We start from the raw sequence: 23,803 nt of genomic DNA, 5'->3' as shown, positions 1-23,803 counted from the left end.
AGCGCCCGAAACGCTTGCGACCCATCCGGTCGACCGGCGCAGCGAACGACGAGACTTTCGACATGGATACGCCTTTGCTTGCGCAGCGTTTTGCGCATAACGACGACAATTCCTGGCCAGCGCATTTCCGCGCTGCAATCATGCTTGGCGTGCCGCTGATCGGCGCACAGCTGGCGCAGCTCGGTATAAACACGACGGATGTGATGATCGTCGGCAGGCTCGGGGCCGAGCAACTGGCCGCCATGGTGCTTTCGGGCCAGTTCCTGTTCACCATCCTGATCTTCGGCTCCGGCTTTTCCATCGCCGTCATTCCGATGGTGGCGCAGGCCTATGGGCGCGACGACGTCATCAGCGTTCGCCGCTCTCTGCGGATGGGGCTGTGGGTGGCCGTTGCCTACTGGCTGATCATGCAGCCGGCGTTTTACTACGCCGAGGACATTCTGCTTGCCGCCGGGCAGAAGCCGGATGTCGCCAGACTTGCCGCAGGCTATATCGAGATCGGCCACTTCGCGCTGCTGCCGGCGTCGCTCTACAATGTGATCCGCTCGCTGGTCAGCGCCATCGGGCGGGCGAGTATCGTGCTATACGTCACCATCGCCATGCTCGCCATGAATGCGCTGCTGGCCTACGGGCTGGTGCTCGGCCATTTCGGCCTGCCTGCCATGGGTCTGCGGGGTGCCGCCTATGTGGCGCTTGCGGTGCAGACGGCTGGCTTCCTGTTCATCGTCGGCTATGTGCAGAGCATTGCCGAGACACGCCGCTATGAGATTTTCGTTCGCCTCTGGCGGCCGGACTGGCATGCCTTGTGGGACGTCGTCCGGCTCGGCCTGCCCATCAGCATTACCATCCTTGCCGAAGTCAGCCTGTTTACCGCAGCCTCGTTGCTGATCGGCAGGATCGGCACCATCGAGCTTGCCGCCCACGGCATTGCGCTGCAATGGGCATCGATCGCCTTCATGATCCCGCTCGGGCTTTCGCAGGCGGCCACCGTGCTGATCGGTGTTGCCCATGGCCGTGGCGACCGCACCGCACTCGTGCGGGCCGCCATCACCGTGCTCATCATCTCCTCGACGCTGTCCGTCATTGGCGGCATCCTGTTTGCCACGATGCCTGAATATTTCGGCAGCTGGTTCCTCGATGTGACCTCTGCCGAGGCGCCGCAGGTGCTCGCCTATGCCGCGCCGCTGATCGTCGTTGCCGGAATTTTCCAGCTGGTGGATGGTTTGCAGGCCATCGCCAGCGGCCTCTTGCGCGGTCTGAAGGACGCGCGGGTGCCGATGATCATCGCGCTGGTCGCCTACTGGCCTATCGGCTTCCTGCTAGCATGGGTGCTGGCCTTCCCACTCGGCCTCGGCGGCATAGGTATCTGGCTCGGCTTCCTTCTAGGTCTCGCCGCAGCAGCAACGATGCTGTGCGTCCGGCTTTATCTGCTGGTGAAGGCGGAAGGGCGCGACGAGTTGGCTGACTGAATTTGCGGCTCGGAGGATGAGTCCTGTGAAGAAGCTGTAATCTACAGTTTACAAAACTGTGAGCTGTCTCTACATTGTGTCGATGCTCGAAGTTCGGCAGACGATCTTGTTCAGGCGTTGGTTCGATGGCCTGAAAGACAAGCGTGCGGTCGAGCGGATCACCCAGCGTATCGTTCGACTGCAAGCCGGTTTGTTTGGAGACATAAAATTCTTCGATGGCATCGGCGAGTTGCGCGTCGATCATGGGCCTGGGTATCGGGTTTATTTTGTGCAGCGCGGATCTGTCCTGGTCATTTTACTGTGGGGCGGCGACAAGAGTTCTCAAACCCGCGATATACGGAAAGCCAAGGCCATGGCGGATGATTTGGAGATTTGATTGCCAGTGAAGACGCTACCTTTCGATGCTGCAGATCATTTGCAGAGCGGCCAATCCCAGCTTGAGTTGCTGAGCGATGCTTTTAATTCCGGGAGCGCATCCTATGTCGCGGTGGCGTTGGGCGTCATTGCGCGCGCCAAAGGCATGACGGAAGTATCGAAAACGGCAGGCATAACCCGCGAAGCGCTATACAAAGCTCTCAGCGCCGACGGCGATCCGAAGCTGAGCACGCTGCTTGGCGTGCTCAACGCTCTCGACATCCAGCTGAAATTGGCCCCTCGCAACAAAAAAGCCCCGGACTGAAAATTCAGCCGGGGCTCGATCTATCTTCCTCAATAAGGTTTAGCGTTCAGTCAGGGCCGGTTCGCCCTTCTTCTCGCGCACCATGTTCATGAAGCGGCGGAAGAGGTAGTGGCTGTCCTGCGGGCCTGGCGAAGCCTCCGGATGGTGCTGGACGGAGAACACCGGCTTACCGGAAAGCCTGAGGCCGCAGTTCGAGCCGTCGAACAGAGATACGTGAGTCTCTTCAACGCCTTCCGGCAGCGACTTCGCGTCGACCGCGAAACCATGGTTCATCGAGACGATCTCGACCTTGCCTGTCGTGTGGTCCTTGACCGGATGGTTGGCGCCGTGGTGGCCCTGATGCATCTTTTCGGTCTTCCCGCCGAGCGCCAGGCCAAGCATCTGGTGGCCGAGGCAGATCCCGAACATAGGGATGTCGCTGTCGATCAGGTCCTTGATGACAGGCACGGCATATTCGCCGGTTGCTGCTGGGTCGCCAGGCCCGTTTGACAGGAAGACGCCGTCCGGCTTGAGGCCAAGCACATCTTCGCTCGAGGCATTGGCCGGCAGGATCGTGACCTTGCAGTCGAGGCCGGCAAACAGTCGGAGGATGTTGCGCTTGACCCCGTAGTCGAGGCAGACGACGTGGTATTTTGCCTCTTCGGGGCCGAGTTCGCCATAGCCTTCGTTCCAGACCCAAGGGGTCTGAGCCCATTGGGCCGATTGGCCCGAAGTCGCGACTTTGGCGAGATCGAGGCCTTCGAGGCCGCTCCACGCCTTGGCGTCGGCCTTCAGCTGGTCGATGTCGAAGGTGCCGGTCGGTTCGTGGGCGATGACGGCGTTCGGCGCGCCATGCTCGCGGATCCAGGCGGTCAGCGCCCTTGTGTCGATGCCGCACATGCCGATGATGCCGCGGCCCTTCAGCCAGGCATCGAGATGCTTGAGCGACCGATAATTCGAAGGGTCGCTGATGTCGGCCTTAAAAATGACGCCGACGGCGCCGTGGCGCCCGGCGGGCGTCAGATCCTCTACGTCTTCGTCATTGGCGCCGACATTGCCGATATGCGGGAAAGTGAAGGTGACGATTTGGCCGAGGTAGGAGGGGTCTGTGAGGATTTCCTCATAGCCGGTCAGCGCCGTGTTGAAGCAGACTTCGGCCTGCACCTTGCCGGTGGCCCCGATGCCCTTGCCCTCGATCACGGTGCCATCAGCAAGAACCAGCATGGCGGTCGGCAGTTCGGTCGTCCAAGGGGCAGTCGCGGTCATTGTCATCCCGTTTCCGGCGTGCGCGTGCCAAACCTTGCAAAGGTCGGCCGCAGTCGCCATTCTGGTTCGCGGACAGGAGCGCACGACAAGGGTCGCGCTGTATCAGGTCCTGATATCGATGTGTGTGCAGGTCCCGGTCAATAGCCAAATGTGTCCCGCCGGTCAATCTATCTAGGGCAATTCCGGTGCAATTGCGTTGATCGGTCGCGACCCGATAGTCTAAGAGACATGCAAACAGATGAGGGGCGGCCGATTTTCGCGGCTGGCCCGTTGAAGGAGTGTACCATGATCCGCGAAACGCTTGCCAACGCCCAGAAAGATGCGATGCGTGCCAAGGATGCTGCCCGGCTTTCGACCGTGCGGCTGATCCTGTCGGCCATCAAGGACCGCGACATCGCCAATCGCGGCGTCGCCAAGGAGGCGGCCAGCGACGACGAGATCCTGCAGATCCTCGCCAAGATGATCAAGCAGCGCGACGAATCGGCCAAGATCTACGACGAGGGCAAGCGCCCGGAACTGGCTGCCAAGGAGCGCGAGGAAATCGCCATTATCCAAGGCTACATGCCGGAGCAGATTTCCGACGACAAGGCCCGGGAGATCATTGCCGGGGTCATCGCCGAGACCGGCGCTGCCGGCATTAAGGACATGGGGAAGTGCATGGCCGTGCTGAAGGAGCGCTATGCCGGCCAGATGGATTTCGCCAAAGCCTCCGGGATACTGAAGGATCTGCTGAAATAATCCCGACGAGCCCAAGGACATAAAAAAGGCAGGAGCTGGGGGGAGCTCCTGCCTTTGTACTTTGCAGCCGTCTGATGACGCAGGGTGGGGCCCAAAATCAGACGTCTATAGCAAAGCCACCCATGTGAGACCGCGCCGGGGGTAGGGATGGTGTCTCACACGGGAATTCGAGAAATCAGCGGTTTGTCGAGGCCTTCGTTGGTGTCGCGGGGTGATGCGCCATCTGCCAAGCCATGACAGCTTGGTCGAAAGATTTCAGGCTATTTGCCTGGCTGTCGTTCATGGCCGAGGCACTGTAGTTTGCCATCGCGAAGATGGCTGCGGCGGCAAAGGGGACGATCAGTATTCGCATGCCAGTCTCCTAAACAGGAAGCTCTCCTCGGCTTCCGGTTTGGCGGGGCTGTCCGGACATGTCGCGTCGCAAAGATATCAACTCTGCCGGCATGTCCCAGTCCGTATCTGCAAGCTATTGCGCTGCAGCATGCTTTTCAAATTACAAAAAAATAATGTTTCGCGCGGCAAGTTCGGCCGCAAATGCGCCGTGATCGAGGTGTCGGCAGCGGCGATCTGCATCCTTGTTGCGACCGATGCCGCCACTATTTGGCGCGCCGCTTCTTTTCCTCGCTCATGTAGTGACGCAGGACAGCGTTGATCCGGGTCTGGTAGCCCTTGCCGCTGGCCTGGAAGAAATCGACGATATCCTGATCGAGCCGGATCGACAGGGCTTTCTTGGCAACGGGAACGACCCACTCGGCCTTCGACCAGTCGATGTCGATGAAGTCAGCCCAATCGGGATCGTCGCGCATGGCGCGCTCGATGTCCTCGTCGCTCATGGCATCGACGCGCGCCCAGTCTGTCTCGCTCACCTCGCCACGGGCGCGTTTCGCAAGGATTTCGTCAGCGGTTATTCTGGTGATATTCTCTGATTTCATTCTTTCGTGCCGCACAGGCTTAAATGATCCGGCAGATCTCGCCTCTCATCGTATAGACAACGGCGATCAGTTTTCCGGAGTCGGGGCAGATTGCCACCGTGCGGACTTCTCCTTCTCTGTCAAAGCCGTATTCGATATGCGGTTCACGCAAAGCGAGAACGGCATCTTCGAAATCTATTCAGTGTTTGCGCAAATTCGATTGGCGTTTGTCCTCATCCCATTCGTGGGAGGCAAATTGTATTCGGATCAGCGGCATGGAGTTCTCTCGTCCCTCACAGCCGCTAAACTCGATTTCTGTATTTCAATTTGTATATACAGCACCCGCTTTGTCAATCCTGTGGATCAGCACTGACCCCCACGAGTTTCATGGCAATGGCGGACGTTAGGGCTTATAGGAGAAGCATCAGCCAGAGGTGTCCATGCGATTTTCCCCGACCTTTCTTGACGAGATCCGCGACCGCGTTCCGATATCGGACGTGATCGCGCGGCGCGTCAGCTGGGACAAGCGCAAGACCAACGTGTCGCGGGCCGACTACTGGGCCTGCTGCCCGTTCCACGGCGAGAAATCGCCGAGCTTTCACTGCGAGGACCGCAAGGGCCGCTATCATTGCTTTGGCTGCGGCGTCACCGGCGACCATTTTCGCTTCCTCACCGATCTCGAGGGCCTGAGCTTTCCCGAGGCGGTGCAGCAGGTGGCCGACATGGCCGGCATCGCCATGCCGGCGGCCGATCCTGTCGCGGAAAAACGCCAGCGCGAGCAGACCTCGCTGCTCGACGTGATGGAGATGGCGACGCAGTATTTCCAGGAGCAGCTGCAGAGCCCGAGCGGTGCGCGGGCGCGGGCCTATCTGCGTGACCGTGGCCTGACGGGCCGGACCATCGAGACCTTCCGGCTTGGCTTTGCGCTCGACAGCCGCAACGCGCTGAAGGAATATCTGGCGGGAAAGAACGTCCCGAAGGACCAGATCGAGGCCTGCGGGCTCGTGGTCCACGGGCCGGATATCCCCGTTGCCTACGACCGCTTTCGCGACCGCATCATGTTCCCGATCCTGTCGTCGCGCGATAAGGTGATTGCTTTCGGCGGCCGCGCCATGGCGCCGGATGCGCCGGCCAAGTACCTGAACTCGAACGAGACCGAGCTCTTCCACAAGGGCAACGTGCTCTACAATTTCAATCGCGCCCGGCGCGCCAGCCAGGGCGCTGATGGATCAGGCACGATCATTGCCGTCGAAGGCTACATGGACGTCATCGCGCTGCATCAGGCGGGCATCGAGAATGCCGTGGCGCCGCTCGGCACGGCGCTGACGGAAAACCAGCTGGAGCTGCTCTGGCGGATGACGCCGCAGCCGGTTCTGTGCTTCGACGGCGATGCCGCCGGCATCCGCGCCGCCAACCGGGGCGTCGATCTCGCCCTCCCGCGGCTGAAGCCCGGCTATTCGGTGCGCTTTGCCATGCTGCCCGACGGCAAGGACCCCGACGACATGGTCCGCCACGAGGGCAGGGCTCCGTTCGACAAGGTCATGTCGCAGGCGCGGCCGCTGGCCGAGATGGTCTGGAGCCGCGAGGTCTCGAGCGGCAAGTTCGACACGCCGGAAAGCCGCGCCGAACTCGAGGCACGACTGAAGCAGATGGTATCGGTCATTGCCGACGAAAATGTCCGCCGCCACTACCAGCAGGATATCCGCGACCGGCTGAATGCTTTCTTCCAGCCGCAGTTTCGCAACGGCGGCAACCAGCAGGGCCGCAATTTCAGGAGCGGCAACGCCAGCGGCGGTCGCGCCGGTCGCAACGATCCGCGCGGCAACGGCCCTGCCAGCACCAAGGCGCCGAATGCCATTTCCAACCGGCTGACCGGCTCCGGCATGGTGCGCGGCCATAGCGCTGCGCCGGCCTTACGCGAAAGCGTGCTGGCGCTGACCATCGTCAACCATCCGCTGCTGCTGCAGGATGAGTACGACGAGATCGCCTCGATCGACTACGACAACCGTGATCTGCAGCGCCTGTGGTCGGCCATGCTCGGTACCGCGGCGGCACTGGCCGGGCCGCACCTGACCCGCGAGCATCTGGTCGAGAGGCTGGAGGCGCAGGGGTTTGCGGCGCTGATCAAGGGGCTGGACCAGCAGGTGCGCAATGCGCGGCTCTGGACTGCCACCGAGGAGGCCGCCATCGAGGATGCCCGCGAGGGATATCGTCAGGCGCTTGGCCTGCACAAGCGCACCAAAGCGCTGCGTTGGCAGAAGATCGAGCTCGAGCGCGAGATTGCCGATGCCACCGAGGCCGGTGCCGAGGATGACATCGATCAACTGATGCGGGCGCTGAACGAGATCCAGCTGGAAATCTCCCGCATGGAAAACCAGGAAGCCATCATCGACGGCTTTGGCCTGCTGTCCGGCCGCGTCAAGGCAGCCGTCACCCACGGCGGCTGATGACTATGGGCTATACCCCCCTCTGTCAGCTGCGCTGATATCTGCCCCCACAAAGGGGGAGATCATTCTTTTCCCTTTTGGGCCCAAAGCTCTCGGCCAATCTCCCCCCTTGTGGGGGAGATGTCCCGTAGGGACAGAGGGGGGCGCCGCCGCAAACTCACAATCCATTGCGGTCACCGCGCCAGATGATTCTCGATCAGCGGAACCGTCCCATTTTCCGCCTGAGCCGGAGGGAAGCGACGCGCCGGGACGCGCTTCCTCTCATGCGTCTCCCGTTCCCTTTGATCACCGCCGATCCCGATCGGTCTGTGGACCAGGTAACCTGCGCTGACACAGCGTCTGCCCCGCAGCCTCTGCAGCGGCGCCTCCGGTGCAGAGGGCCGAAGTCGGAACGCATCGTTCGCGCAACTACGGTTTACAGAAACCGGGCGCTCTGCGAAGAGGGGCCGACATTATCGTCGAGGCATCAAGGATTCGCTTCCCGAGCCCGGGCGGACAGCCGCCGAGGCCCGTGGGGGCGCTGGAAAAGACCATGCAAAACTCGGACATTGCGCTCTTGCTGACCGCCCTTGGCGGCGTCATTTTTCTCGTCGTTCTCATCGTTTCCCGCGCGCGTCTGCATCCGCTGATCGCGCTGATCATCACGTCCATCGCTGTCGGTCTGCTGACGGGGATGCCGACGGACAAGCTGGTCAAGTCCATCGAGTCGGGTGCCGGCAACACGCTTGGCGCCGTCGGTCTCGTCGTCGCGCTGGGGGCGATGCTGGGCAGGATACTGGCGGATGGTGGGGTGACCGAAGGCATCTCCGACATCATCATCCGCAAGACCTCCGTGCGCCTGCTTCCCTGGGCGATGGCCGGGGCGGCCTTCATCATCGGCATCCCGATGTTCTTCGAGGTCGGGCTGGTCGTCCTCTTGCCGCTGGTCTTCAGCGTGGCGCGCAAGCTCGATGCGGCCTCCAGTATTCGCGGCTCGGCCTATGTCTATGTCGGCGTTCCCGTGATCGCCGCGCTTGCCGCCATGCACGGCATGGTGCCGCCGCATCCGGGACCGCTCACCGCCATCGCCTCGCTGCATACGAATATCGGCGCGACGATGCTGTATGGCTTCCTCGCCGCAATCCCGGCCATCATTCTCGGCGGACCGGTCTATGGCGCCTTCATCACCCCGCGACTGTCCGTTCGGCCGGATCAGGCGCTCATCGACCAGTTCTCGTCCGAAGGCCCCGTCGACGGTGCAGACCATACACCGCCTGGCCTCGCGCTCAGCCTGCTCACAGCCCTGTTGCCGGCGCTGCTGATGCTGGCGAACGCGATTGCCGAACTGGTCTTCCCCAAGGACGCGGCTATCGTCCATGTCACCGGGTTTCTGGGCGAGCCGGCCATTGCCATGCTGATCGGTGTGCTGTTTGCCGCCCTGATGCTCGTCTACATCAGAAATGGAAACACGGAGACGCTGCGCAGCTCGATGTCGGCGAGCGTCAAGCCGGTCGCCAACGTGCTCCTGATCATCGCTGGCGGCGGCGCGTTCCAGCACGTCCTGACCGACGCCAAGGTCGGGGATGCGATCATGCATCTCAGCCAGCAGTTCTCCCTATCGCCGCTTATCCTCGGCTGGATCATCTCGATGCTGTTGTCGGTGTCGACGGGTTCGGCCACCGTCGGCATCGTCGGAGCATCCGGCCTGCTCGGGCCGCTAGCGGGCGGCGAGGGGCTCAATGTGCCGTTGCTGGCGCTCTCGATCGGCTGCGGCTCGCTGTTCTTCAATTATGCCAACCATGCCGGCTTCTGGCTGGTGAAGGAATCCTTCGGCATGTCTATGGGCGAAGCGACGAAGACGATCTCCGTGGTCCAGTCCATCGTCTCGGCGGTCGGGCTGGTCATGGTGCTGCTCATGAACCTGCTGCCGCCGCTGATCTGATCGGGAAGGACGTTTCCCCTTCTCCCCTCGGGGGAGAAGGTGCCCGAAGGGCGGATGAGGGGCCTTGAGCCGACGGCGACGGCGCGAAGACCCCCTCATCGCCGCGCATTCGCTCGGCACTTCTCCCCGAGGGGAGAAGGGAAGTGCAGCGGGTGCAGTCGACTTCGAAACATGCCATGGTGGGCCAGCCCCGGGGGTGCCTCCCACCCGTCGATTCGACGGCGGCGGCCGAAATGAAACAGCAGCCCGGGAAGGGCCAGGGCGGGCGTGAAGACCTGCCGAGCGAAGGAAGATAATGTCGAAGCCGGAGAAGAACGATCCACGGTTTTCCACCGACGAGGCGTTGTTTGGCCTCGAACCGCCGAGGGATGTCTTCGAGCCGGATCAAGCGGCCGGATGGGAGCCCTACGGCGAGCCGTACGCTGCGCCAGAGCCGCACACCTCGCGGGCGTTACCGAGGTCGTCCGCCGGGCAGGCGCCGCTCGATGTGCTGAAGCGGATCTATGGCTATCCGGCCTTTCGCGGCAAGCAGCAGCAGGTGGTCGAGCACGTCGTTTCCGGCGGCGATGCGGTCGTTTTGTTTCCGACCGGCGCCGGCAAGTCGCTGTGCTTCCAGATCCCGGCGCTCTGCCGCAACGGCATTGGCATTGTCGTCTCGCCGCTGATTGCGCTGATGCGCGACCAGGTGCAGGCGCTGAAGCAGCTGGGTGTCAACGCGGCAGCGTTGAATTCGTCGATCACCCGCGAAGAGGCGCAAGCCATCTATCGCGACATCCGCAACGGCACGCTCGAACTGCTCTACATGACGCCCGAGCGCATCCTTACCGACAATTTCCGTCAGACCATCGGTGACGCGAAGATTGCGCTGTTTGCCATCGACGAGGCCCATTGTGTGTCGCAGTGGGGCCATGATTTCCGGCCGGAATACCGCGAACTCGGCAAGCTCGCCGAACAGTTTCCGGGCGTGCCGCGCATCGCGCTGACGGCGACGGCCGATCCTCACACCCGCGACGACATCATCGCCCGGCTGCAGCTCGACACCGCAAAAATCTTCTCCACCAGCTTCGACCGCCCCAACATCGCCTACGAGATCGTCGAGCGCGACCAGCCGCGCCAGCAGCTGCTGCGCTTTCTCTCCGGCCACAAGGGCGACAGCGGCATCGTCTACTGCCTGTCGCGCGCCAAGGTCGAAGACACCGCCGAATGGCTGAACGGGCAGGGCATCAGGGCACTCGCCTATCACGCCGGCATGGACCGGGCGGTGCGCGATGCCAACCAGGATGCATTTTTGAAGGAGGAAGACCTCTGCCTTGTCGCCACGGTCGCCTTCGGCATGGGCATCGACAAACCGAACGTGCGCTATGTCGCCCATCTCGACATCCCGGGCTCCGTCGAGGCCTATTATCAGGAAACGGGACGCGCCGGCCGCGATGGCCTGCCGTCCAACGTCTGGATGGCCTATGGCATGGCCGACGTCATCCAGCGCGGCAAGATGATCGACGAAGGCGCGTCGGCCCCCGAAATCAAGCGGGTGGAGCGCGCCAAGCTCAACGCGCTGCTCGCCATCTGCGAGACCTCCGGCTGCCGCCGCCAGGCGATTCTTGCCCATTTCGGCGAGAGCCATGCGGGGAACTGCGGCAATTGCGACACCTGCCTGAAGCCGGTGGAAACCTGGGACGGCACGGAGGCGGCGATCAAGGCGCTGGCCGCCATCTACCGCACCGGCGAACGCTTTGGCGCCGGCCACGTCATCGATGTGCTCACAGGCAATGTCAACGAGAAGACCCAGCGCTTCGGCCATGCCGACATGCCGGTCTTCGGCGTCGGAAAGGACATCCCCGTCCGCACCTGGCAATCCGTCTTCCGCCAGCTTCTCGCCGCCGGCCTCGTCAGCGTCGATCATACCGCCTATGGCGCGCTGAAGCTGACGCCGGATGCCAAGGCCGTGTTCAAGAAGGAACGCAGCATCCAGTTCCGCAAGGATCGCCCGGCCACGGCCAAGTCCGCGAGGCGCGGTGCCGGCGCGAGCGCTGCAAGCGGCGGCGCGCCGAGGACGGCCGGCCTGTCGGCAGCGGATGCGGCGCTGTTCGAGGAATTGAGGGCCGAGCGCATGAAGATCGCCAAGACGCTGGGCGTGCCGCCCTATGTCGTGTTTCCGGACACGACGCTGATCGCCATGGCCAGCGAACGGCCGGGCAGTGCGGACGAGATGCTGGCGATCTCGGGCGTGGGGCAGGCGAAGCTGGAGCGCTATGGGGATGCGTTTTTGGCGGTGATTGGGCGGGGGTGATTGGGGGGATGATGCTGGTGTTTTGGGTCTGTCTATGAACGACTTCTGGAGTTCGGTTGGAGCTATCATTTTTGATCCGGATGACACCGAGGCCGTTGTCGAATCTCGGCTAGTAACTCCATTGTTGCATGCGCTGGGGTACGACAAAGATGATGACATAGTTCCAAAAAAAAGTGTCGAATTTCATCAGGGGCAAGTAAAAAAGGGGCGGCCGTTTGAAGCGGATTTCGTCGTATATTGCGGTCCAATAAAAGACGAAAATACCTCCCTTGCTGTCATTGAGGCGAAGCGCCCAAGTAAAGATATAAAGGGTGCTTTTCAGCAGGTAGAATCTTACGCTCGAGTGCTTCGAACACCCTTCATTATTATTACAAACGGCCTCAAGTTTGAAATATGGCAGCAGCAATTGTCCGCTGAAAACAGTCTGGTGTTTACATGCAGCGTAACTGAACTGGCCTTACGGCGCGGTGATGTTGAGGCATTGATATCGCGTCAGGCCGCTATATCACATTGTCAGGGACTGTGGGGAAAGGATTTTGCCACCGCTGCGGGTGAAATGGCGGCTTACATTGCGGCAGAGATCGATAGGACAAATCCTCCGAAGCGATTTGTTCAACGGTCATTAGCTAGGGGACAGGATCTGCCGACAATTTCAAGCGCCGAGTTGCAAGCAGAATTTCCTAAGGGCGCTTTAATAACCGGACCATCCGGATTCGGCAAAACTCAGCTATGTGAGCATCTTTTTCATGTTGCCGTCGGATCTTATTCTAAATCTGCCAGTAATAAAATTCCAGTTGAAGTTCCCTTAGTAGAGTTGGTGGCAGAAGGGATCTCTATTTTCAAATATGCCCATGAGCGGATCAATGCGCATTGTCCACATATTACAGATTCTAAATGGCGGGATGTCTGTAGGCAGGATGGCGCGATAATATTCTGCGATGGGTTAGAGAGAGTCCAGAGTTCACGTAGAGCACACATTGCCGCAGAAATTTCTGCCATTCGACGCGACTTTCCGAAAGTTGTCCTATTCGTCTTTTCACGTCCATCCGCTACGGCTGATGTCTACCTCCCCGCGGTCAGACTTAAGGAGCTGGACTACGAACAAAGACAAGAGTTCCAGAAGGGCATAATTTCAGGAATAGCTCACAATATATCGTGGGATTTGCCGAAGGCGCTCAATGCTCGGTTGGGGCACCCTTTATTCCTCAGGTTAATCTGTGAACACTACAGCAAATTTGGAAGTCGCCCAGAAACACTAACAAAGCTCTTTGATGACTGGCTGACAAAGTTTTTGGGATGGTCGGATGGGTCGCCTGCAATACGTGTGCGGCGTGAAGCAGCCCTGCTTTTGCTTGCGCAGCAGAGCCTTGTCGAGCCACTTTCAAACATAGCCGCCTTTGGTATGTTAATAAAAGCTGGTTTCGATGAGGAGATTTTTAATGCGTTGGTGCAATCTGATGCGCTTAACATTTCGCAGAGCAATGTCGAGCTTGTACATGAGGCGCTGGCGGATTTTTTAAGGGCGAAGCATCTTGCATCGCTCTCGCTAGAAGAATTTAGGACCTCTACCGAGCGGACTACCTTTCGAAACGATTCATTGTTAGCAACGTTGCTGATGGGCCAAATACCCAATCCCCACTACCAACGTGCGCTGTGGGAACGTCTCAGCCAGTCTGGCATATGCGAATATCTTGGAGCTTTCAAATTTCGAGCCGACGCGTCTTCCATGCTATTCCAGCTTCCGGAGATGGAGGCTCAACAAAATGTGTTGCAAGACATTCTTGATGGCTTCGAGGGGACAAGTTTAGCCTATTTTCCAGAGTTATGGGATGAAATTTGTCTTGAGGAAGTAGGGGTTAACAATTGTGGATTAGGTATAGAAGGAATGTTGGACACCCGTTTGTCGAGCGTCTCATACTCGTTCCAAATGCGTTCAGTAAATGATGCTCGGGTCTCATTGGGTCAGACTGATACCCGTTTTCGTCAACGATATGTAAATATCCTACTTTCAAGATTAAAGCCAGACGATGGCCGCGCGATCGGTGTCGGAGTCTTACGTGAAACCCTCAAGAATATTATTAAAGGGCGAAAGTTAAAGGGTGGAGTTAACCTTTCCCGAGAGCGGTTAGTGTCTCGTATGAGGATATTGGTTGAGCAGGAAAATTTCCCGCGAGACTGCATTGATCTTGTTTCGATCAAGATGGCTCTCGATCCTGCAAGGGAGAGTTTTGTCAGTGTTAGTGATTTCGGGAGTGACAACAGAGATTTCGCTATCAGCGCGCTGTTAGATGACTTGCAAATCTGCCTAGACGCTGGTGACGTCCAAATTGATGTTTGGTGGACAAAATATTCTGGCCAATGCGGCGGAATTGATATTGGAAAAGCGCCCGAAGCACTTATTGAGACATATGAGCGCGCAGAAAAAATATTTGTTGAGATTGTTCAATTCAGTTTTCTCTCTATCCGCGACGAAATGCAGGGATATCTAATTAGGCCAATTCAGTGGTGCCTGAGATTGAATGGTTCAGAAGATGGGGATTGGCAACTGAAGCAGTGGTGGATTCCTGTTGAAAGCTACACTGATCCCAAAGTTGTTGTTCAGCCTGTTTCAGGACCTGACATCGGTAGTAGTCGGCGGGTTGAATTTAATGGGCATTACCAAAATGTTCTGTCACGACTGGATAAGTTGGGTAGGCCGTCTGATGTGACTGTTGAGACAAGGTCTGGACAATTGCCTGCGTTTGATGGCTACGCTCCGACCGGTGGCTTCACAGGTGAAACTCCGGCGCTTACCCTTGCGCATGATTGGATCGCGGCGGAACTAAAAATGCTTTTCTCGGATTTTTCCGCGACGTAAGAACGGTGCCGTTCGATCCGATATGCGCGCGCTTCAAGTTATCTGAATGGTAGGGCCTCACCCCTCCCACCCCCACCCTTGTCTTTCCCCCCAATCCTCCCCATATCCCACCCATACCGGCCTCCGTGCCAAGTCGGCCCATGTATGTCGGGCTTTTTCCGGGTTTTCCGCATCATTCTTCGCGGAATAGCTTGACGGGAAGGGAAATAGTGGGAATCACCATTTCAGGCAGAGAAGGTCTCGCGCGTCATGGGGCAGAAATGTCCAGCAGTTCGCCAGGTGAACCGTCTGGCCTTGAGCTTTTGGGCGCGCGTGGTTAATTCGGAATTAAAGATCATTCCGTAGGTGTTCGTGAACAATTGCGGCGGGCGAGTTTTTTGCCCGGGGCTCTCAAGCCCAACCGCAGGCAGGGCAGCGTCAGGGAAAGCGACTATATAGATGGCAACCAAAGTCAAAGAAAACGAAGAAGCTGAAGTCGAACGCGACGGCGCCTCCGACGGCCCGCTTCTCGATCTTTCCGATGACGCGGTCAAGAAGATGATCAAGGCCGCCAAGAAGCGCGGCTACGTGACGATGGACGAGCTCAATGCCGTCCTCCCGTCCGAGGAAGTCACCTCCGAGCAGATCGAAGATACGATGGCCATGCTCTCGGACATGGGCATCAACGTCGTGGAAGACGAGGACGTCGAGGAGCCCGGCACGCCGGCCTCTTCCGACGACGATGACAACAATAACGAGGAAGAGAGCGAAGGCGGCGAGCTTGCGCCTTCGGCTGGCACCGCCTTGGCCACCGCCAAGAAGAAAGAGCCGACCGACCGCACCGACGATCCGGTGCGCATGTACCTGCGCGAAATGGGCTCTGTCGAGCTTCTGTCGCGCGAGGGCGAAATCGCCATTGCCAAGCGCATCGAGGCCGGTCGCGAGACGATGATCGGCGGTCTCTGCGAGAGCCCGCTGACCTTCCAGGCGCTGATCATCTGGCGCGACGAGCTCAACGAGGGCACGACGCTGCTGCGCGAGATCATCGATCTCGAAACCACCTATTCCGGCCCGGAAGCAAAGGCCGCTCCGCAATTCCAGTCGCCTGAGAAGATCGAGGCCGACCGTAAGCTCGCCGAGGAAAAGGAAAAGACCCGCAAGGCACGCTTCGGCGACGACGACATCACCAATGTCGGCGGCGAAGGCCAGCGCGAGGAAGAGGAAGAGGAGGACGACGAGTCCAGCCTTTCGCTTGCCGCGATGGAATTCGAGCTGCGCCCGCAGGTCATGCTGACCCTCGACACCATTGCCGAGACCTACAAGAAGCTGCGCAAGCTGCAGGACCAGCAGGTCGAGCAGCGTCTTGCTGCCGCCGGCGCCCTGTCGTCGGCCCAGGAGCGCCGCTACAAGGAGCTGAAAGACGAGCTCATCAAGTCGGTCAAGTCGCTGTCGCTCAACCAGAACCGCATCGATGCGCTGGTCGAGCAGCTTTATGACATCAACAAGCGTCTCGTGCAGAACGAGGGCAAGCTGCTGCGCCTGTCGGAATCCTACGGCGTCAAGCGCGACAGTTTTCTCGAGCACTATTCCGGTGCCGAGCTCGATCCGAACTGGATGACCTTCATCTCCAACCTGACCGGCCGCGGCTGGAAGCAGTTTGCCGAGAGCGAAGCCAAGACGATCCTCGACATCCGGGGCGATATCCAGAGCCTTGCGACCGAAACCGGCATTTCCATCTCGGAATTCCGCCGCATCGTCCACATGGTGCAGAAGGGTGAGCGCGAGGCGCGCATCGCCAAGAAGGAAATGGTCGAGGCAAATCTGCGTCTCGTCATTTCCATCGCCAAGAAGTACACCAACCGTGGCCTGCAGTTCCTCGACCTTATCCAAGAAGGCAATATCGGCCTGATGAAGGCGGTCGACAAATTCGAGTATCGCCGCGGCTACAAGTTCTCGACTTATGCGACCTGGTGGATCCGCCAGGCGATCACCCGCTCGATCGCCGACCAGGCGCGGACGATCCGCATTCCGGTGCACATGATCGAGACGATCAACAAGATCGTCCGGACATCGCGCCAGATGCTGCACGAGATCGGCCGCGAGCCCACGCCGGAAGAACTGGCCGAAAAGCTCGCCATGCCGCTCGAAAAGGTCCGCAAGGTCCTGAAGATCGCAAAGGAGCCAATCTCGCTCGAAACGCCTGTCGGCGACGAGGAAGACAGCCATCTCGGCGACTTCATCGAGGACAAGAACGCGCTGCTGCCGATTGACGCCGCCATCCAGGCGAACCTTCGCGAAACGACGACCCGGGTGCTGGCCTCGCTCACCCCGCGTGAAGAACGCGTGCTTCGCATGCGCTTCGGTATCGGCATGAACACGGACCACACGCTGGAAGAAGTCGGCCAGCAGTTCTCGGTCACACGCGAACGTATCCGCCAGATCGAAGCCAAGGCGCTGCGCAAGCTCAAGCACCCAAGCCGCAGCCGCAAGCTGCGCTCGTTCCTCGACAGCTGAGGTTTTGCGAGAGGTTACCAACAGAAACCCGGTCAGTTTTCACTGGCCGGGTTTTTTTATGGGGCGGGCTGGGGTGGCCAAGGCTCGACGCGGCTTTCAGGAGAAGATGGTCGAAGGTGAGCAGGGTTGGGGACGCGTCCATGGCAATCGTCAGATGCAGCGCCGGCGGCGCGTATCCCGAGCTCATGTCGGTCACACAGGAGTGCCGCAGCCTCGAAGACCGGCAATCTTGCGGCAATTTCGCGAGCTCTGTCGGTCATGGCTGGACGCGCCGTCCCGCAATCCCCATCTCTGCTCTCTCTGTCTGCTGACGGGATGGTGATCGAGAATCCGGTATCTTCGCAAGTCGGCAGGCGTTAAGGAATTCGTATGATTGGTATTCTGGCATATTTTCCAGGCGGCGACGCGTCGCTTGACCGGCACTGAAGCATGGCGAGCGAACGGCTTGTGCGGTGGCGGAAGACGCTTTGGGTGGTGCTTGCCTCGCTTGTCGTGCATGTGCTGGTCGTAGCTTTGTTCTTCCTGCCGGACGCCGTGAAGATGCCGGAGCCCGCCAAGGAGGATACCGTCAGCGTCGAACTGGTGCCGCCGCCGGAAGAGCCGAAACCGCCGGAGCCAAAGCCTCCGGCTGAAAAGCCGCCCGAGCCTTTGAAAATGCCGGAGCCGGAAAAGCCGCCCGAACCGGCCAAACCAGCCGAACCTGCGAAAGCCGAGCAACCGCCGGCTCCTCCCGAACCGCCGCCACCGCCCCCGCCGCCGCCTCCGGCTGAAAAGCCGCCAGAGGAAAAGCCGGCACCGCCGCCACCACCGCCGCCGCCGCCGCCGCCAGCTGAGAAGGCGCCGGAGGAAAAGCCGCCACCTCCAGAGCAAAAGCCGCCCGAGGAGCCCCCGAAGGCAGAGCCTCCCGCCCGGCAGTCACAGGTCCGCGCGCTCGATGGGGCGTTCCGTTATGGCGACAAGGATGCCGGGCCGAAAAAATCGGAGGACGGCAGCAGCGCCGAGGGCGATACCAAACCGGCGACGCCTGACGAGGCAGCAAAGGCTGATGCGACTAATGTCAAGCCAGATGCCGCAGCGGCGCAAACGCCGGATGACGCGGAAAACCCGGAAACACCCCCTGAGGCGCCTCCTAGCGACCAGCCGCCAGCTGCAAAACCACCGAGCGAGACGCCTCTCGCCGATACGTCGCCGATGGATCCTCCGGCCGGGGCAGGGCCTTTGCCGCCGCAAATCGACCTTCCGCAGGTCGATGTCCCCAACAACTCCGCCGAAAAAAATGGCCCGCCCTCCAACAGCCCCGACAGTGCCAAAGTCGAACTTGCGCCAGCACCGCCCTCCGATCTGCCGAAAGGCAAGCCTGCTCCGCCAAAGCCGGGTGGAAACCCCAAACAGGCAGGTCTCACGAAGGCCAAGACGCTGTTTTCTCGCAGCGAGACGGGCGATGCCATAGCAACCCAGTCGACCAGCGGCATGCCACGGAGTGCGCGATTTACCAGGCTCTGCGCTTCCGAACTAACCTCACAGATTGGTCACGCTCTACAACTTCTTGGAACTCCGGTGGTTTGGACATACAGAGCTATCGCCAGCAATGTCTTGGAGGTTTCCAGTAGTCCCGTGCTAGGGGATGGCAAGGCTTACGATGTGAGTTTTCGGTGTGAAGTCGACGACGACGCAACCCAGGTAGTCAATTTTGCGTTTCGCATAAATGGAATTATACCGCGTAGCCAATGGAAGACACGTCGTGTTCCCGGGGCGTAGTTTTTGGTAAAGAGGCAGGAGCGTGGAACAGGAAATCGAGATTGTCGCGACCTCAGACGAGCATGTCGAAAGCTTCCACGCTGCCCTCGACACGGTTGCCCGGGAGCGAAAATATCTGACGATGCTCGAAGCCTTCTCGCTGGCGGAAACGCGTGCGCATGTACTCGATATGATCGGGCGGAAAAACCCGCACGTGGTGGCGATCGCCGACAACCGCGCAGTGGGATGGTGTAACATCACCCGTCATTTTTTCCCTGCCCACGCCCATCGCGGTAGCCTGGCGATGGGGCTGATCCCGGAATTTCGCGGACGGGGGATCGGCAGGAGATTGATCGAGGCGGCTCTGGAGCAAGCCCGAGAGCGGGATTTTCTCCGCGTCGAGCTCTCCGTCCATGCGGACAATGTCGCCGCCATCGCGCTCTACGAGAAGGTCGGTTTCGCAACCGAGGGGGTTCTCAGGCGAGCCGTCCGCATCGACGGCCGCTTCATCGATACAATCAGCATGGCCATCATGCTTGATACGTCAGTCCGTGCTTAACCCTGTCAGCACGGTCTGCTGCCAGAGGCCTAAGTCTCACGCCGCGCGGGCCATCCGTGGCGTCGCCTGCGTTACGTCGTCCGTACGGAATTGCTGGACGATGGTCAGCAGGGCGTCGGCCTCGTCGGCCAGTTCGTTGCTGGCAGCTGTCGTGTCGGCGACCATGGCGGCGTTCTTCTGGGTCATCTGGTCCATGGCATTGACGGAGCTGTTCACCTCCTGCAGGGCCGAGGCCTGGTCCTGGGCGGCGGTGGCGATGGTATCGATGTGCTTGCTGATCTCGACAATCTGCGTGCTGATGCTGGTCAGCACCTGGCCGGCCTCGCGCACCAGCGCCGATCCGGTCTTGACCTCGGCGGTCGACTGGTCGATCAGCCCCTTTATCTGCTTTGCCGCGTCGGCCGAGCGCTGTGCAAGTTCGCGTACCTCGTGGGCGACGACGGCAAATCCCTTGCCTGCATCTCCGGCCCGTGCAGCCTCGATGCCGGCATTGAGGGCCAGAAGGTTGGTCTGGAAGGCGATGCTGTCGATCACCTCGATGATCTGCTCGATTTGCCGCGCGCCGCTTTCAATGCGGCCCATTGCCTCGATGGCATTGTTGACGACAGATTCAGAACTGCTGGCGGTCTGGCGCGTCTTGCCGACAACCTGCTGAACATCGCGGGCTCGGTCAGCCGAAGAGCGCACGGTGACGGTGATTTCCTCGACAGCGGCGGCTGTCTCCTCCAGCGATGCTGCCTGATCTTCGGTCCGCTTGGCAAGGTCGAGTGCGGACTGACGCATGTCTGAGCCGCTGCCCTGGATCGAGAGTGTATTTTCGCGGATCTGCACCATCGTCTGCTTCAGGCGCACCAGCGAGCCGTTGAAGTCGATGCGCAACTGCTCCAGCCGCCCGGCGAACGGTGTGTCGATGTCATGCGACAGGTCGCCCTGTGCAAGCCGGGCGAGGCCGCCGGCGAGCCGTTCGACAGCAAAATCGATCTGGCTGTCGAGACTGCGCTTGTCGCTTTCGTTGCGAGCCCGCTCTTCCTCGACGGATGCGCGCTGCCTGGCGTTTTCGCCTTCCATCAATTGCTTTGCACGGGCGTTGTCGCGAAACCCTTCCAGTGCCCGGGCGATGTCGCCGAATTCATTGCGGCGGGACAGGTAAGGTATGGCGGCGTCCAGCGTGCCGGAGGAAATCGCCTGTACTGAGCCTCTGAGGACCGTCAGCGGGCGAATCAAACGCCCCGTTGTTACATAGGCGAGCAGTCCGATGGCGATCATGGCGGCAGCGCCGACAATCAAAATCAGCGTTCTCAGCGCATCGATCTGGTCCGAATAGACCTGCATCGGGATGCCGGTAAACAGAACCCCGGTCGTCGCGCCGGCGGTTGAGCGGATGGGGAAATAGCCGGTTATATACGGCTTTCCGAACAGAACGGCCTCGCCGTAGTAGGGCTTGCCGGCGGCAAGCATCGGTCGGGCTGGATGGTCGGCGGCTAGTTTGGTACCGACGGCTCGCTCGCCGTTTTCCTTCTTCACATTGGTCGAAATGCGCAGGTAGTCGCCGTCCTGGACCTGGAAGATGGTAGCGACGCCACCGATCGACGTGGCCACCTTGTCGACGAGATCATGATCTGAAACCTGTTGGGCGCCATCATGCACGATGCCGCGAAGTTCGCCGTCGCGTATATCGACTGTCGTGCCGGCGAGTTTCACGCTGTAGATGACCGCCATCGCGCGGCTTGCATCCCTGACATCGTCAGCCGCCGTCGTCAGGACGCGCTCCCGCAACTGGTAGTACGTTGCTCCAGCGACAGCCGAAATTCCGAGAAAAATCAGCCCTATTGTGACAAAAACAATCTGTGAGACAATGGTTGAAGGAAGCAACCGGTTCATCAGCGCAACTCCTGCGGGCTTTTTCGGCAATATTGGCAAATGTGATTAAGGAAGCGAAAACGCCGGCAATTTAATCTTGAGGTTGCACGCTCGAAGCCCCGATGGTGGGCGGCCTGGCGGTGAGTTCAATCGGATGTTGCGTCCGGTTATTTGCTATGCGCCGACGACATTGCGCGCAATTTCCTGAAACTTTGCGTCCGCTGCCTGCGTATCAACCCGGTCGGCACGATGCAGTTTCCTTAGCCGGCATTCACATCGGTCGTACGAGTACGGCGTCGTTTATGATCGCGGAGCCTTGATGCCTTCAGATGAACCCTTGAGAGACAGTGCTTTTTTCGAGCACGGCGCGGCATTGCTGGCGGCACTTGCAGATCGCGACCGGCTGCTGATCCTGAGGATCTTGCTGAAGCGTGAATTGCCGCTCAACGCGCTGGCGCTAATAACGGGTATCGGCAGCGGGGCATGTTCCAAGCATCTCGGTGCGCTTCGTGGTGCGGGACTGGTGGTCTGTACCAGGCGGGTTGATACGGATTATTTTTCGTGCCGCTCGGATCAGGTGAAGAAAGTGCTCGAAACGCTCGACGACATCCTGCCCGGCTCTTCTCTCGAGCGTCCGCCGGAACGCGGCGGTTCGGGCGCGCCTTGAGAGGCTGTCGACAGCTGCGCTCCACGACGTCGCCGTCGTGTCTTTCGGAGAGACGCCGGATTTCGTGAATTGACAAATCGGTGTTTCGAGCGGAGCAGGAGAAGTAAGTCTCCCATGGCAGTCTCCGCGTCGACCTGTATCAGGCGGCCGGTGTTCCCGAGGACATCCGATGGACAGCGATCAACCTGCCGGGGGTAGCGTGCTGCGCAACCCCGCCTATCTCTCCTTTGTTGCCTCCAGGGTCTGTTCGCAACTTTCCTTCCAGGCGGTGACCGTCGCACTCGGCTGGATGATCTACGACCAGACCCACAGTGCCTATGCCCTTGGCCTCGTCGGCTTCTGCCAGTTCCTGCCGATGGTCATCCTCACCTTCGTCGTCGGCCATGTCGCGGACCGCTTCGACCGACGTCGCATCGGCCTTGCCTGCCAGATCGTCGAGGCGGTCACGGCGGTGGTACTTGCCATCGCCGTGTGGCGCGACTGGCTCGGGCCCGCCGGGATCCTAGCCGCCGTTGCTGTGCTCGGGGCCGTGCAGGCCTTCGAGCGGCCGACGATGGCAGCGCTTTTGCCGAATATCGTGCCCGCGCCGCTGTTGCAGAAAGCCATCGCCACCTCGACATCGATGATGCAGACGGCGCTGATCATCGGCCCGTCGGTCGGCGGACTGCTCTACGGCCTCGATGCGGTGGCGCCTTTCGTCATGGCGTCGGTGCTGTTTGCCGTCGCCAGCTTCAACGTCATCTCCATCCGCATGGCGCGCCGGGTGCCGGTGGCGCGTGCGCCGGTCACCCTAAGCTCGGTGTTTGCCGGCGTCGCCTTCATCCGCAGCCGGCCGATCATGCTCGGCACTATCTCGCTGGACCTGTTTGCGGTGCTGCTCGGCGGAGCAACGGCGCTGCTGCCGATCTTCGCCCATGACATCCTCAAGGCCGGTCCCTGGGGGCTTGGCCTCCTCCGGGCGGCACCGGCCGTTGGCGCGCTTGCCATGTCGATCGTGCTGGCGCGCCGGCCGATGCAAAGCGGGGTCGGCAAGACGATGCTGCTCGCCGTCGCCATTTTCGGACTTGCCACCATCGTCTTCTCGCTGTCGAGCAACATCGCGCTTTCCGTGTTGGCGCTGCTGGTGGTCGGTGCGTCGGATACCGTCAGCGTCGTCGTACGCAGTTCGCTTGTCCAGCTGCTGACGCCGGATTCGATGCGCGGCAGGGTCAATGCGGTGAATTCGCTGTTCATAGGTACGTCGAACCAGCTCGGTGAATTCGAATCGGGTATGCTGGCCGGGGCCCTCGGGCCGGTGGCGACAGGCGTCATCGGCGGTATTGGAACAATCGTGGTGGTGCTGGCGTGGATGAGGTTGTTCCCGGCGCTCGCCAAGGTGGAGACTTTGAATGGCTGAGGCAGTAACCCTCGAGGCGTTTTCGCCGCGGCATTTCGAGGCACTGATTGGCTGGTTTGGTACCGAGGTCGAATTGATCCAGTGGGCGGGTCCGACGCTGGCGTTTCCGCTCGATATCACCCAGTGCGAGGCGATGCTGGCCGAGACGCAAGGGGAAGCGCCCGAGCGGCTGATCTGGACGGCGCGGGCGCTGGATGGCCGCATCGTCGGCCACGTGCAACTGGCGCTGGATCGCCGAAATGGTGTGGGCCGCCCGGCGCGCGTCGCCATAGCGCCTGAAGAACGCGGTCGTGGTTTTGGCCTGTCCATGCTTTCGGCAGTCGTTACACATGCCTTTGCCATCGAGGGCATGGAGCGGCTGGAACTGAACGTCTACACTTTCAACAGCGCCGCGATCCGCACCTATGAAAAGCTCGGTTTCGTGCATGAAGGCGTGCGTCGCTCCTGCGCCCGTGTCGGCGATGAAAGATGGGATATGGCGATGATGGGGCTTTTGAAGTCCGAATACCGCGCGATATCCAGCCAGCGCTGAAC

At 60.3% G+C, this 23,803-nt stretch carries 18 protein-coding genes; 14 read left to right on the top strand and 4 right to left on the bottom strand.

The window, feature by feature from the left end; genetic code table 11:
* Nucleotides 1–62 precede the first annotated feature (62 nt).
* From EQW76_RS04865 to EQW76_RS04855, 3 genes are all read left to right on the top strand, one after another.
* The gene (locus tag EQW76_RS04865; RefSeq protein WP_142823293.1) at nucleotides 63–1,469 is read left to right on the top strand and encodes an MATE family efflux transporter; all 1,407 of its coding nucleotides are present in this window, start codon (nucleotides 63–65) and stop codon (nucleotides 1,467–1,469) included.
* Between the two features lie 82 nt (nucleotides 1,470–1,551).
* The gene (locus EQW76_RS04860; RefSeq protein ID WP_142823292.1) at nucleotides 1,552–1,845 is read left to right on the top strand and encodes a type II toxin-antitoxin system RelE/ParE family toxin; all 294 of its coding nucleotides are present in this window, start codon (nucleotides 1,552–1,554) and stop codon (nucleotides 1,843–1,845) included.
* A gap of 6 nt (nucleotides 1,846–1,851) precedes the next feature.
* Entirely contained in the window at nucleotides 1,852–2,148 is a 297-nt protein-coding gene (locus tag EQW76_RS04855; protein WP_307877639.1) for an addiction module antidote protein, read from the top strand.
* A gap of 39 nt (nucleotides 2,149–2,187) precedes the next feature.
* Here EQW76_RS04855 and carA read toward each other — a convergent pair whose 3' ends face one another.
* Nucleotides 2,188–3,393, bottom strand: a complete 1,206-nt coding sequence (gene carA, locus EQW76_RS04850) for a glutamine-hydrolyzing carbamoyl-phosphate synthase small subunit (RefSeq protein ID WP_142823609.1) — start codon at nucleotides 3,391–3,393, stop codon at nucleotides 2,188–2,190.
* 285 nt (nucleotides 3,394–3,678) lie between these two features.
* On the opposite strand from carA, the gene EQW76_RS04845 reads away from it, so the two are divergent.
* Nucleotides 3,679–4,131, top strand: a complete 453-nt coding sequence (locus EQW76_RS04845) for a GatB/YqeY domain-containing protein (RefSeq protein WP_142823290.1) — start codon at nucleotides 3,679–3,681, stop codon at nucleotides 4,129–4,131.
* A 175-nt stretch (nucleotides 4,132–4,306) separates the two neighbouring features.
* Here the strand turns inward: EQW76_RS04845 and EQW76_RS28990 are convergent, their stop codons facing one another.
* Together EQW76_RS28990 and EQW76_RS04840 are read right to left on the bottom strand one after the other, a co-directional pair.
* A complete protein-coding gene (locus EQW76_RS28990; protein ID WP_153816481.1) occupies nucleotides 4,307–4,483 on the bottom strand; it encodes a hypothetical protein in 177 nt (58 codons plus the stop codon).
* A 244-nt stretch (nucleotides 4,484–4,727) separates the two neighbouring features.
* The gene (locus tag EQW76_RS04840; protein ID WP_142823289.1) at nucleotides 4,728–5,063 is read right to left on the bottom strand and encodes a BrnA antitoxin family protein; all 336 of its coding nucleotides are present in this window, start codon (nucleotides 5,061–5,063) and stop codon (nucleotides 4,728–4,730) included.
* Between the two features lie 419 nt (nucleotides 5,064–5,482).
* Here EQW76_RS04840 and dnaG point away from each other — a divergent pair, with 419 nt between their 5' ends.
* From dnaG to EQW76_RS04800, 7 genes are all read left to right on the top strand, one after another.
* Nucleotides 5,483–7,489 (top strand): DNA primase, encoded by a 2,007-nt coding sequence (gene dnaG, locus EQW76_RS04830; protein ID WP_142823288.1) that lies wholly within the window; start codon nucleotides 5,483–5,485, stop codon nucleotides 7,487–7,489.
* 532 nt (nucleotides 7,490–8,021) lie between these two features.
* Complete coding sequence (locus EQW76_RS04825) at nucleotides 8,022–9,410, top strand: gluconate:H+ symporter (RefSeq protein WP_142823287.1); 1,389 nt, start codon at nucleotides 8,022–8,024, stop codon at nucleotides 9,408–9,410.
* A 295-nt stretch (nucleotides 9,411–9,705) separates the two neighbouring features.
* On the top strand, nucleotides 9,706–11,700 hold the full coding sequence (gene recQ, locus EQW76_RS04820) for a DNA helicase RecQ (RefSeq protein ID WP_142823286.1): 1,995 nt from the start codon (nucleotides 9,706–9,708) through the stop codon (nucleotides 11,698–11,700).
* 34 nt (nucleotides 11,701–11,734) lie between these two features.
* Nucleotides 11,735–14,557: a type I restriction enzyme HsdR N-terminal domain-containing protein gene (locus tag EQW76_RS04815; protein WP_142823285.1), complete on the top strand. Its 2,823-nt coding sequence runs from the start codon at nucleotides 11,735–11,737 to the stop codon at nucleotides 14,555–14,557.
* Between the two features lie 438 nt (nucleotides 14,558–14,995).
* Nucleotides 14,996–17,050 carry an RNA polymerase sigma factor RpoD gene (gene rpoD, locus EQW76_RS04810; RefSeq protein WP_142823284.1) on the top strand — a complete coding sequence of 685 codons (2,055 nt, stop codon included), beginning with the start codon at nucleotides 14,996–14,998 and terminating at the stop codon, nucleotides 17,048–17,050.
* Between the two features lie 429 nt (nucleotides 17,051–17,479).
* Nucleotides 17,480–18,808, top strand: coding sequence for a DUF930 domain-containing protein (locus tag EQW76_RS29235; protein WP_142823283.1), 1,329 nt, complete (start codon nucleotides 17,480–17,482; stop codon nucleotides 18,806–18,808).
* Between the two features lie 22 nt (nucleotides 18,809–18,830).
* Complete coding sequence (locus EQW76_RS04800) at nucleotides 18,831–19,346, top strand: GNAT family N-acetyltransferase (protein ID WP_142823282.1); 516 nt, start codon at nucleotides 18,831–18,833, stop codon at nucleotides 19,344–19,346.
* A 36-nt stretch (nucleotides 19,347–19,382) separates the two neighbouring features.
* Here the strand turns inward: EQW76_RS04800 and EQW76_RS04795 are convergent, their stop codons facing one another.
* Complete coding sequence (locus EQW76_RS04795) at nucleotides 19,383–21,227, bottom strand: methyl-accepting chemotaxis protein (RefSeq protein ID WP_142823281.1); 1,845 nt, start codon at nucleotides 21,225–21,227, stop codon at nucleotides 19,383–19,385.
* Nucleotides 21,228–21,525: 298 nt separating this feature from the next.
* Between EQW76_RS04795 and EQW76_RS04790 the strand changes: the two genes are divergently transcribed.
* The 3 genes from EQW76_RS04790 to EQW76_RS04780 all read left to right on the top strand — a co-directional run bounded on the left by EQW76_RS04790 (nucleotide 21,526) and on the right by EQW76_RS04780 (nucleotide 23,801).
* The gene (locus EQW76_RS04790) at nucleotides 21,526–21,873 is read left to right on the top strand and encodes a winged helix-turn-helix domain-containing protein (RefSeq protein ID WP_142823280.1); all 348 of its coding nucleotides are present in this window, start codon (nucleotides 21,526–21,528) and stop codon (nucleotides 21,871–21,873) included.
* A 169-nt stretch (nucleotides 21,874–22,042) separates the two neighbouring features.
* Entirely contained in the window at nucleotides 22,043–23,269 is a 1,227-nt protein-coding gene (locus tag EQW76_RS04785) for an MFS transporter (protein ID WP_142823279.1), read from the top strand.
* A complete protein-coding gene (locus EQW76_RS04780) occupies nucleotides 23,262–23,801 on the top strand; it encodes a GNAT family protein (protein WP_142823278.1) in 540 nt (179 codons plus the stop codon). The genes EQW76_RS04785 and EQW76_RS04780 overlap by 8 nt, the downstream gene beginning before the upstream one ends.
* Nucleotides 23,802–23,803: the final 2 nt, after the last annotated feature.

This window comes from Rhizobium sp. rho-13.1, assembly GCF_007000305.1.
In the GTDB taxonomy this organism is placed as follows: Bacteria; Pseudomonadota; Alphaproteobacteria; order Rhizobiales; family Rhizobiaceae; genus Rhizobium; species Rhizobium rhododendri.
The sequence above is the reverse complement of the archived record's forward strand: the minus strand, read 5'-3'. Positions and strand labels throughout refer to the sequence as shown.